This is a genomic window from Actinacidiphila sp. bgisy167, assembly GCF_965342175.1.
Lineage (GTDB): Bacteria > Actinomycetota > Actinomycetes > Streptomycetales > Streptomycetaceae > Actinacidiphila.
Window position 1 is genome coordinate 1 of record NZ_CBDRBL010000131.1, and the last position, 10,551, is coordinate 10,551.

Genomic DNA, 10,551 nt, shown 5'->3' on the forward strand with positions numbered 1-10,551 from the left:
CTAGCACGCGCTGCCCGAAGCGGCGCCGGCCCGCGAGGCGTGACCCGCCCGCCGGCCGGCGCTGCCGTACCGACCTCCGCCCCCGACCCCGCTCAGTCGGCGTTCATGGCGTCCATCAGGCTCTCGGGGCGCATGTCGGTCCAGTTCGCCTCGACGAAGTCGAGGCGTGCCTGACGCGGAGCCTCCCCGAAGACCGACTCCGTCCGTCCGGCACGTCGACGAACCTGGGCCAGAGCGAGAACTGGCCTTCCTCGTTCTTCAGGACGAGGTAGTCGGCGTTCAAGTCCTCAAAAGGACTTGTCATCATCCCTCACCTGTCTGCCTCTTGAAGGCAGAAGCACCTGTGCGGGAAACCGGGTGCAGTGGTCGCTCGGCACCAGCCCGGCCGAGCGGTTCACCGCCCTCTGCCGCTGTTTCACGCAGCCAGTCGGCGCTGAAATCCCGGCTTCCGAGTCGACGCGTCGCACGGCCGCCTCGAACGTTCCCGCGTCCTCCTTCCCGCGAATCTCGATGTATTCGCCCATGTTGCAGATCGGATTGTCCGGATCCGACGCTGCGCATGCCATACGAGCCGCCCGACGCCGGCGTGCGCGCGTGCACATCCGCCCGCGCAGGATCCACATGGCCGCGGGGTGCCGCCGCCCAGAAACGGAGGTGAAGCAGTGCCGTGAGCTGTGGCCTCCCTACCGGCCGACACCGCGTTCGAGATCCCGTATACACTTCCGGCGTGACTGTCCCAGGCTCGGATGCCGGATCTCCGCAGCATTCCCGTGCACCAAGAATGCGCATCCAGGTCGCACTGGCGCACGAGCAACGCGATGAATTCGTGCGGCAACAATGGCGACACCTGAATCGCGCCCGTCCTTGGCATGTGCACTCGCTTCGGGTTCCAAAGCAGTACACGGCCGGTCATTACCGGTGCTGGATGGAATCCTCCACGATCGGGGATATCTCGGTCAGCGACCAGTACGGCGACGCGGTGGAAGGCGTCATCGGCATGAAGCGGGCCACGGAGCGATACACGGTGGTGCACGTCGTGCGCAGCGGCGGGATGAGCCTCACCGAGGGCGGTCGCAGCTTGCAGGTCCCACCGGGCACCCTGTGCGTACGGGACGCACGGGTGCCGAGGGAGTTCTCCTACCGGCCCGGCACACGGGCCCGGGTCCTGCTTCTGCCGTCCGAGGCACTGTCCGCCGCAGGACGCGGTCGGGTGCCGAGGCTCACCCTCATGTCGCAGAACACACCCGAAGCGCGGCTGCTGCTGGGACAGCTGCGTCTGGTCCGCGAGACACGCGGCGATCTGAGTCCGGCGGGCGTAAGCGCCGCTCATCAGTCCGTACTGCATCTGCTGGCCGGTGCGCTCATGAGCCGCGGGGTGTCGGCCGACTCGACCTTCCGCCCGTCCCTGCGCACAGCGGCCCGCGACTGCGCGGAGGCCCGCCTCCTGGACCCTCGTCTGTCGCCGTCCGAGATAGCGAAGGCCCTGTCGGTCTCCGTTCGCACGTTGCACAGGGCGTTCGCCGACGCCGAAGAATCGCTGATGGCATTTGTGCGACGGCGCCGCCTGGAGCGAGCGCGCGAGGAACTCGCGGCGTCGGGCGAGGGGCACACCGTCTCCGCTGTGGCCGCTCGCTGGCACTTCGCCGATGTGAGTCACTTCAGCAGGGCGTTCAAGCGGCACTTCGGCGAGACGCCGAGCTCGCTCGGGCGCTGACGCGCCGGGGACTCCTCGGCGCCCCGGCACGCCTCGGCGCCCCGGCACACCCTCGTCCGAGGGCGTGCCGGGGCGCTCGCCAGGGCTTGATCGACACGGCCGCCGTGCCCTGCCGGACGGTTCTGCGGCAGGACACGGCGGAGTGTTCTTCCCCCGGCACGCCGGGACGGCGCCGGGCCGGGGACGCCAGCTCGTCAGTGGGCGGACACAGGAGTGGTGACGTTGCTGAAGTGGTTGGCCCCGGCGGCGTCGGACGCCGTGACGGGGCCGTGCGTCCAGATGCCGAAGACGTTGCCGGCGATCGTGTTTCCGGTGACCTTGAGGGACATCGGGTCCACGACGCTGACCAGGATGCCCGTGGTCTGCAGATCGCCGGCGGTGCCCGTCTCGGTGTCCCCGACGGTGTTGTTGGTGCCGATCTGGTTGTCGCTGACGACGTTGCCGCCCAGGTCCAGGCCGGGCACGCCGCCGTGCACGGTCACCGCCGCCCAGCCGTTGCCGGTCATCACGTTGCTCTGCACGGTGTTACCGTAGACCGCGCCGCCGGCCACGGCCGACGCCAGGGTGACGCCTCCACCACCGGCCTCACGTCCGTTGTCGAACACATTGTTGCCGGTGATCTTGTTGCCGAAGACGCCGCCCGCGCCGGGGGCGCGCACACCGCCGGGCGCCGCCGCGCCGTTGCGGGAGACCAGGGTGAAGCCGGATCCCGAGGCGTTGCCGTGCACGGAGTTGTTGCTGAAGGTGCTGCCCGACGCGGGACCGGTCTCGTCGCTGATGACGATCCCGGCACCGTTGCCGCTGACGGTGCCGGCCAGCACGGTCACGCCGGAGCTGCCGAGCAGGTGGATGCCTCCGCCGCAGTCGCCGGGCCTGCCCTGCGTCGGCCGGCAAGGAGCATAGGAGTTGGCGACGGCGCTCGGGCCCGTACCGGTGTTGTTGTCCGAGACGATGACGTTCGCGATGGTCACGTTCTTCACGCTGTTGACGAGGATCCCCTCGCCGACGGCGTTCTTCACGGTGAACCCGGTCACCGTGACGTCGGGCGCGCTGATCTCGATGCCGTTGAGCAGGCCGGACGCGTCGATGGTGACGTTCGAGCGGGCCTCGAGAGCCAGCGGCTTGGTGACGGCGACCTTCTCCTGGAACGTGCCGTCGCAGACGACGACCCTGCCGCCGGCGGCCACCCCCTTGATCGCCGCGTTGATCGTGCGGAAGGCGGGGGTGCTGCAGCTGGTGTCCGCCGCGGAGGCGGCAGCGGTCGGGGAGGCGTAGACCGTCTGCGGGAGGGTCTGCGGCAGGGAGAAGGCGTAGAGCTTGTCGTTGTCGCCCTTGGACGGGAAGAACGGGCCGAGGTTCTGGGTGTGGTACCCGGAGCCCCAGTACACCGAGCCGTCCACGATCGACGCGCCGCCGAGGACGGCGCCCCCGCTGGGGAAGCCCCACTTGATGACGCCGGTCGCGGCGTCGAGGGCGTACATGTTGTTGCCGGCGGGGTTGGTGGACCCGCCGTAGACGACGCCGTTCGCGCTGGACACGAAGGACATGGGGGACGCCGCATCGGGCGTCGCGGTCTCCCACAGGATCTTTCCGGTGGCCGGTTCGAGCGCGGCCCAGAAACCACCCGTGGTGGTCGACTTCTGCCCGGTCGCGGACGTGAGGGTGACCGACAGGTGGTTGGTGTTGGTGTTGGCGACGTAGATGCGCTTGCCGTCGACCGCCGAACCCCACTGCAGACCGCCGAGGTTGCCGCCCGGGCCGACCGCGGTGGCCCATACGATCTTCCCGGTCGCCGGGTCGAGCGTCCAGTAGACGCCGCTCTTCTGGCCGATGCCGAGCAGGTCGGTGGCCTTGCCGTCGACGGTGGCGGTGAAGAGGTTGGGGCCGGAACCGAAGTCGAAGTCGTCCCCGAACCGCTGGCCGACGGTCCAGGTGTCGGCCGTCAGGGTCTTGGTGGCCCAGACGATCTTGCCGGTGTGCATGTCGAAGGCGACGACGGAGTCCTGGTAGTTGTCAGGCGCACCGGGATCGCAGTCGGTCTCGTCGGGAGAGGTGCAGACGCCGGGTGGCACGGTGTAGTTGTTTCCCGTTCCGACGTACACCAGCCCCGTCTTCGGGTCGACCGCCGGGCTGCTGCCCCACACCGCGCCGCCCGTGTAGCCCTGCGGGACCACATAGGTCTTCCAGAGCTTCTCGCCGGTGACGGCGTCGAGGGCGACGACACTGCCGCGGAAGGTGTACGGCGGGGCGTACTTCTCGGCCTTCGACGACACGCCCACGAAGACGACGCCGTCGGCGACGACGGGTGACGACGTCACGATGGCGGTCGGGTCCGCGTCGATCTGGGTCTTCCAGATCCTGGCGCCGGTCAGGGCGTCGAGCCCGAAGAGGAACGCGCCCTCCGTGCTGTCGCTGCGCTGTTCGCCGCTCCCGGTGACGATCTCGCCGTTCCAGTACGCGGGGCTGAGCCGCGAGATGTCGCCGGCGATCCCGGTGTACTCGCTGATCCGGTGGCTCCAGATCTTCTGGCCGGTCGTCGCCTGCACCTTGTGGAGGTTGCCCGCCCAGTCCGGTGCGTAGACGTAGCCATCCACGACGGTCGGCGTGGCCGAGACGCTGTCCCCTGCGGTGAAGGTCCACTTGGTCTTGAGGTTGGCAACGTTGTCAGGGCCAATGGTGCGCTCGGCGGCGGCGTTGTGGGTGTCACCGAGGCTGCCACCGGCGTACGGCCAGTCGGACACCGAGGCCGTCGCCGCGACCGGGGCCGCGGTGGCGGTGGCCGCGGCGGTGGCGGTGGCGGTGGCGGACGGTGCGGCCGCCGCGGCGGTGGCGGGCAGGGCCATCGTGAGCCCCGCCATCGCCAGCCCGGCGACCACAGCACGCACCCGCCCTCGCCCTGCGTGGGATATGCGGGGTTGGGACATGAGGAAGTACCTCCCGGTCCTTGCTGATCTTGGGATCGAGAGCATAGGGAAACCCGCGGGGCCGGACGGCCTCGTCACGACGGCCTCCGAGGCGCTCATTCGGACGCCGGCTCATCGGGAGCGCGATGCGCGCCGTCGTTCGCGGAGAACTCCGCAGACGGTTCTCAGGCGCACGGAACGGAAAGGCACGGGCTTTCTTTTTCCATCGGCGCGGCCACGCCGAGGTTGCCATGGGGGAAGGCGCGACGCCATCTCATGCGGCCTCCCCGGCACTTGGAAAACCGGACTGACGGCCGCCCATCGGGTCGCCCTGAACGAGAAAGGAAAAAGCGAGCGGTGGGCCATCCGGAACATGCCGTCGTCGCACGAGAAGTGCGTCCGGGATCGTGTTCCGGCGCGGCACCGCCGTATCCGCGGGCGCGTCACCTCGCGACCAGCACGTCAGCGAGTGAACGGTGTCCGCCGCAAGAGAGCCACCGCGACCCCGCACCGAAAAGCGGCCCGTACGGGCACCCGCCGCCGCACCCCACCGGCATGGGCGACCGCAGAGCCGCGCATCCGTCCTGACGCCGGACGGTACGCACGGCAGCTCTCCTGAGCCGTACCGAGGACAGCGGGGACGATGTCGTGCCGAATTGGCTCTTCGCCTACTGGTTGACGGGGTTCAGGGAACTCACCCGGCGCAGAAGACGGCCCGGCGGAACAGCGTCCATCGTGGGAATTCCCCCGCACACAGGCAAGCCCGCACTTCGGTCATGCACTGTCTCCCGGCGTTGTCCACGTTCGGCGTCACGGTGCGTGAACCACCGCCGGCACAAAGGGCGAGGCCCGTCAGTCGCGGACCCGGATGCGGTACGCAGCCGGGACAAGCGCACACACCGCGCGCCTCTCCGGGGTCCCAGGTGGGCATGGCACGGACATTCATGCACCTGGCGCTGAACTTCCAGCACCCGGACGCCAGTACGGGATCACGTGCCCGGTCGGCCCGCCGTCGGTGGCGGCGGGGCAGCGAGCATGTCGTGGGGCGCGTCGCGGGGAGCGGGAGCGGGGGGCACGAGGAGGGCCTGCGTGCGGGGTCGTGCGCCGGGGGCACGAGGAGGGCCTGCCCGTGGGGTCGTGGGCGCGGGGTCGCGCGCGCTGGGCGTGGCCCCACGATGACGAGGACGCGCGCCCCGCAGTCGAGGCCGTCAGCGACCTCGCGCGTCAGGACGGACGGCCGTGCGCCCCTTGCGCCGCCGCCGAAAGGGGTATCTCTCCCCGCATGTTCACCACACAGGACGAAGGGGACCGCGACGACGCCCGAGGCCACCGCCACCAACCCCTCACCGACGCCGGACGCTCGCTCCTCTCCACGCTGCAGCCGCCCGCTGCCGGGAGGCGAGCCCTCGACGTGGGGTGCGGAACCGGCGCCGGCCCCGAAGGAGGCACCATGTCCGTCGAGGACATCAACACCCGCGCCTGGACCGTCTACGGCGCGCGCCAGCTCGCGCGCGCGTACGTGCCGCCCGTCCCCGATCACCTCGGCTGGTCGCCCTGGGCGGGGGTGGGACCGGGGGCCGAAGTCCTCGGCGACGTCACCGGCCGGCGCGTCCTGGACATAGGCTCCGGTGCGGGACACCACGCCGTCCATCTCGCGCGGGTCCACGGCGCTCTCGTCACCGGGATCGAACGCTCCCCGACGCAGCACTCACGCGCCGCCTCCGCGCACGCGGCTGTCCCGGGCGTGGCTTTCGTCCACGGGGACGTGGTCGCGTACCTCGCCGAGGCCGAGCCATTCGACGCGGCCTACGCCGTTGGCAGCCTCGCGTTCATCGATCCGCGACGCGTGCTGCCCGCGCTGCGCGACGGTCTGCGCTCCGGTGCGCCGCTCGTGCTCTCGCTCCTGCACACCGACCTGCACGGCCGCGGGCCGTCCACGGAAGTCGCACCACGCGAGCAGGTGATCCTGCTGCGCGACGATCCTCCCCTGTCGACCCGGATGTGGGTGCTGGCACCGCGGGCTTGGGAGGAGCTGCTCACCGAGCACGGCTTCCACGTCGAGGCCGTCGACCTGATGCACCACCCGGACGAGGGCACCCCGGTCGTCCAGCAGCTCGTCAGGGCCCGCCGCCTGCCCGACCGGCCGGTGCAGGCACCACTCCCGGGAGGCTTCCGGCCGGACCCGGTCGGATGAACGCGGCTGCGGCCGCGTCGTTCTACGGCTCGCCGGCCTCCCGGCCCGCTCCGCCCGCACCACCACGAGCACCGCCGGCACCGCCCCCGTCGAGCATCCGGCGCAGCCGGTCCAGGAAAGTCCGCTGCCCTGTGAGGATCTTCTCGTGGGCGGCCGGGCCGAGCGGGAACCACGAGGCCCGGTCCACCTCGGGGAACTCCCGGATCCGGCCGGAGCCCCGGGGCCACTCCATGGAGAAGGTCCCGGGGACCACGAGGCCGGTGTCGAGATCCCCCTCCACGGCCCAGACGGTCACGATCTTCCCGTTGGGCTGCCGGTTCTCGCCGAGCGGCAGCAGCTCGCCCTCGGGCACCGGCAGGCCCAGTTCCTCCAGGAACTCGCGCCGGGCGGCCGCCTCGGCGGTCTCGTCGGGCTCGTACTCGCCCTTGGGGATCGTCCACGCCCCGGCGTCCCTGGTCGACCAGAACGGACCGCCCATGTGGGCCAGCAGCACCTCGGGCGCACCGCTCGACGCGCCGCGGAAGAGCAGGATCCCCGCGCTGCGCCTGACCGCCTTGCCCGCCATCCGACCAGTGTGGCCGGTCAGTCGCGGGCCAGCCACAGATCGGGGCCGAAGACCTCGTAGTGGACCGCGGAGGCGGGCACACCGCGCTCGAGGAGCTGGGCGCGCACGGCGCGCATGAAGGGCAGGGGGCCGCAGAGGTAGGCCCGCAGTCCCTCGGGCAGGTCGACGCCGGACAGGTCGACCCGGCCGGCGCGGTCGCCCGGGGCCGCGTCGGTGCCCGGGTCCTCGTACCAGAAGTGGGCGCTGCCCCTGGGCAGCTTCTCGGCCAGGGCACGCTGGTCGGCGGCGTGGGCGTGGTGCCCGGGCGTGCGGTCGCCGTGGACGACGGTCACGGCCCCTGCGTAGCCGTCTCCGGCGAGCCGGTGCAGCATGGCGAGCATCGGGGTGCAGCCGATGCCGGCGGAGGCGAGCAGCAGGGGTCCGCCGCCGTCGGCGAGGACGACGTCGCCGTAGGGGGCCGACAGCTCCACGCGGGCGCCCTCGCCCACGTGGTCGTGGAGGTGGGCCGAGACCTCGCCGTCCGGGTTCCCGGCGAGGCCGCGCTCGCGCTTGACGGTGATCCTGCGCGTGGTGTCGCCGGGGGCGCCGGAGAGGCTGTACTGGCGGATCTGCCGGGCGCCGTCGGGGAGTTCGACGCGCACCGAGACGTACTGGCCGGGGCCGAAGTCGGGCAGCGGCCGGCCGTCCGCGGGGCGGAGCCGGAAGGAGACGACGTCCTCGGTCTCGCGCACCTTCGCGGCGACCTCCCAGAGACGCCAGGTGTCCCCGGCCAGGACGCCGCGCTCGGCGTGGAGCCGCTGCTCGATGGCGATGAGGGCGTTCGCCATCAGCCAGAAGACCTCGTCCCAGGCGGCGGCGACCTCCTCGGTGACGGCGCCGCCCAGCACGTCGGCGATGGCGGCGAAGAGGTGCTCGCGCACGATGCGGTACTGGCCGGGGCTGATGCCGAGCGAAGCGTGCTTGTGGGCGATGCGGGCGAGCATCGCGTCAGGACGCTGTCCTGGGTGTTCGACCAGGGCGGTGGCAAAGTGGGCGAAAGCCCCGGCCAGGGCCTCGCGCTGGGTGCCGGCGGCCTGGTTTCCGCGGTTGAACAGGTCACGCAGCAGCTCGGGGTGGGCGGTGAACAGCCGGTCGTAGAAGAGCGCGGTGATCTCGGAGATCGCGCCGCCGACGGCGGGCAGGGTGGCGCGGACGGTCACCGCGGACTTCTCGCTGAGCATGGACGGCTCCTTTTAATTGGATACTGAAAGTCGCATTCAAGGACGTGCGGAGGCATGCCTCGCCGAGGGGCTCGGCACGGACGGAAAGGGGGGAGGAAACCGGGTCGTCGAGTTCAGACCCGCGGACCGGACCCGACCAGCCCCACGAGGACGGGCCCCGTGGGCGCGGCGGTCAGGTCGGCGACGCTCAGCGGGTCCAGGGAGGCGTAGAAGGCCTCCTGCGCCCGGCGCAGGGCGCCGCGGAGCCGGCAGGCGCCGGCGAGCGGGCAGGGCGTCTCACCCTCGCAGTCGACGACGTCGCCGACCCCCTCCAGCTCCCGCACCAGGCGGCCGACCGAGGCCGCCCGCCCGGCGGCGGTGAGCTGCAGGCCACCGCCGCGCCCGCGGCGGGTCTCGACGACCCCCAGGCGCTGCAGCCGGGCCACGACCTTGGCCAGGTGCGAGTACGGGACCCGTATCGCCTCGGCCACGTCCCGGGCGGTGGACGGCTCGTCCTTCACGGCGAGGGCCATCACGGCACGGAGCGCGAGGTCGGTGGACTTCGTCAGGCGCATGCCTTGAGGCTAGATAATGCGAATCGCAGATTCAAGTTAAGCGGGAGGTGTGCGCTCCACGTCACACGTGCTCCGTGGCGCCGTCCGGGCAGCGGGTCCACGGGACCGCCGGCAGTCGACGGCGGCGTCGCGTGCCGGTGGTGGCGCACCGTCGAGGGCGGCGGAGGTTCCCGGCCGGAGGATCACCGGCCGCCGGCGTCGTGCTCGTCCCGCCTCTCGTGGGGACCGACCGGCGCGGCAGACTCGTGCGGTGCTGTCCGGACCGGGCGCCCGCCCGGCGTTCGGTTCCGGCCGGGTCCCGCGCGGATACTAGGGTGGTCGGGGCAGGCCGACGGACGCCCCACACCCGTTCGCCCGACCGAGCCGAGGAGACCGCACGATGCGCATCGCCGTCCTGGACGACTATCAGAAGGCGGCGCACCGCTTCGCCGACTGGGAGGCGCTGGGCGCGGAGGTGGTCTTCCTTCACCACCACCTCGCGGGCACGGCCGAGCTGGCCGAGGCGCTGGACGGCTTCGACGTGGTGGTCGCCATGCGCGAGCGCACCCCGTTCACCGAGGAGCGCTTCGCGGCGCTGCCGGCGCTGCGGTTGCTGGTGACCACGGGGATGGCGAACGCGTCCGTGGACCTGCACGCCGCCCGCCGGCACGGTGTCACCGTGTGCGGCACGCAGAGCGTCCCGCACGCCACGGCCGAGCTGACCTGGGGGCTCATCCTGTCGCTGGTCCGGCACATCCCCGAGGAGGCGAAGGGGATGCGCCGCGGGGAGTGGCAGCACACGATCGGCGGCGACCTGCACGGCCGGACGCTCGGCGTGGTGGGGCTGGGCCGGCTGGGGACCCGGGTCGCGGCGATCGGCACCGCCTTCGGGATGGACGTCCAGGCCTGGAGTGCCAACCTCGACCCGGAGCACGCCGCCGCGTGCGGGGTGCGGGCGGTGGGCAAACGGGAGCTGTTCTCCACGTCCGACATCGTCACCGTGCACTACAAACTCAGCGCGCGCAGCACCGGTCTGGTCGGCGCCGAGGAGTTGGGCTGGATGCGGCCGACGGCGCTGCTGGTCAACACCGCGCGCGGACCGCTCGTCGACACCGCGGCACTGGTCGCGGCGCTGCGGGAGCGCCGGATCGCCGGTGCGGCGCTGGACGTCTACGACACCGAGCCGCTGCCCGCAGGGGACGTCCTGCGGACCCTGCCGGGCACCCTGCTCACCCCGCACCTGGGCTACGTCACGGAGGCGACCTACGAGGTCTTCTACCGGCAGGCGGTGGAGGACATCGAGGCCTTCCGCGACGGCGCTCCGCTGCGGGTGCTCACGGCCTGAGCGGCCGGCTGGTTTCCCGCCGTACCGACCCGGCGGCCGGACCGGCCCGGCCCGGGGGGGGGGGGGGGGGGGGGGGG

At 71.9% G+C, this 10,551-nt stretch carries 8 protein-coding genes and 1 pseudogene; 3 read left to right on the forward strand and 6 right to left on the reverse strand.

The annotated features are described in order from the left end of the window. Positions 1-92: 92 nt before the first annotated feature. Together ACRWND_RS29375 and ACRWND_RS29380 are read right to left on the reverse strand one after the other, a co-directional pair. Positions 93-304 (reverse strand): annotated as a pseudogene (locus ACRWND_RS29375) (MbtH family protein). Then, complete coding sequence (locus ACRWND_RS29380; RefSeq protein ID WP_431954771.1) at positions 288-524, reverse strand: hypothetical protein; 237 nt, start codon at positions 522-524, stop codon at positions 288-290. The pseudogene ACRWND_RS29375 and the gene ACRWND_RS29380 overlap by 17 nt, the downstream one beginning before the upstream one ends. Positions 525-781: 257 nt before the next feature. On the opposite strand from ACRWND_RS29380, the gene ACRWND_RS29385 reads away from it, so the two are divergent. After that, the gene (locus tag ACRWND_RS29385; protein ID WP_431954773.1) at positions 782-1,714 is read left to right on the forward strand and encodes a helix-turn-helix domain-containing protein; all 933 of its coding nucleotides are present in this window, start codon (positions 782-784) and stop codon (positions 1,712-1,714) included. A 194-nt stretch (positions 1,715-1,908) separates the two neighbouring features. Here ACRWND_RS29385 and ACRWND_RS29390 read toward each other — a convergent pair whose 3' ends face one another. Then, a complete protein-coding gene (locus ACRWND_RS29390; RefSeq protein WP_431954775.1) occupies positions 1,909-4,599 on the reverse strand; it encodes a PQQ-binding-like beta-propeller repeat protein in 2,691 nt (896 codons plus the stop codon). Positions 4,600-5,899: 1,300 nt separating this feature from the next. Between ACRWND_RS29390 and ACRWND_RS29395 the strand changes: the two genes are divergently transcribed. Then, positions 5,900-6,811 carry a class I SAM-dependent methyltransferase gene (locus ACRWND_RS29395; protein ID WP_431954777.1) on the forward strand — a complete coding sequence of 304 codons (912 nt, stop codon included), beginning with the start codon at positions 5,900-5,902 and terminating at the stop codon, positions 6,809-6,811. 22 nt (positions 6,812-6,833) lie between these two features. Here ACRWND_RS29395 and ACRWND_RS29400 read toward each other — a convergent pair whose 3' ends face one another. The 3 genes from ACRWND_RS29400 to ACRWND_RS29410 form a co-directional block, all read right to left on the reverse strand. After that, complete coding sequence (locus tag ACRWND_RS29400; protein ID WP_431954779.1) at positions 6,834-7,376, reverse strand: NUDIX domain-containing protein; 543 nt, start codon at positions 7,374-7,376, stop codon at positions 6,834-6,836. A 17-nt stretch (positions 7,377-7,393) separates the two neighbouring features. Further along, positions 7,394-8,596 (reverse strand): globin domain-containing protein, encoded by a 1,203-nt coding sequence (locus tag ACRWND_RS29405; protein ID WP_431954781.1) that lies wholly within the window; start codon positions 8,594-8,596, stop codon positions 7,394-7,396. Between the two features lie 113 nt (positions 8,597-8,709). Next, the gene (locus ACRWND_RS29410; RefSeq protein WP_431954783.1) at positions 8,710-9,150 is read right to left on the reverse strand and encodes an RrF2 family transcriptional regulator; all 441 of its coding nucleotides are present in this window, start codon (positions 9,148-9,150) and stop codon (positions 8,710-8,712) included. Between the two features lie 379 nt (positions 9,151-9,529). On the opposite strand from ACRWND_RS29410, the gene ACRWND_RS29415 reads away from it, so the two are divergent. Next, positions 9,530-10,474: a D-2-hydroxyacid dehydrogenase family protein gene (locus ACRWND_RS29415; protein ID WP_431954785.1), complete on the forward strand. Its 945-nt coding sequence runs from the start codon at positions 9,530-9,532 to the stop codon at positions 10,472-10,474. The last annotated feature ends 77 nt before the right edge of the window (positions 10,475-10,551 follow it).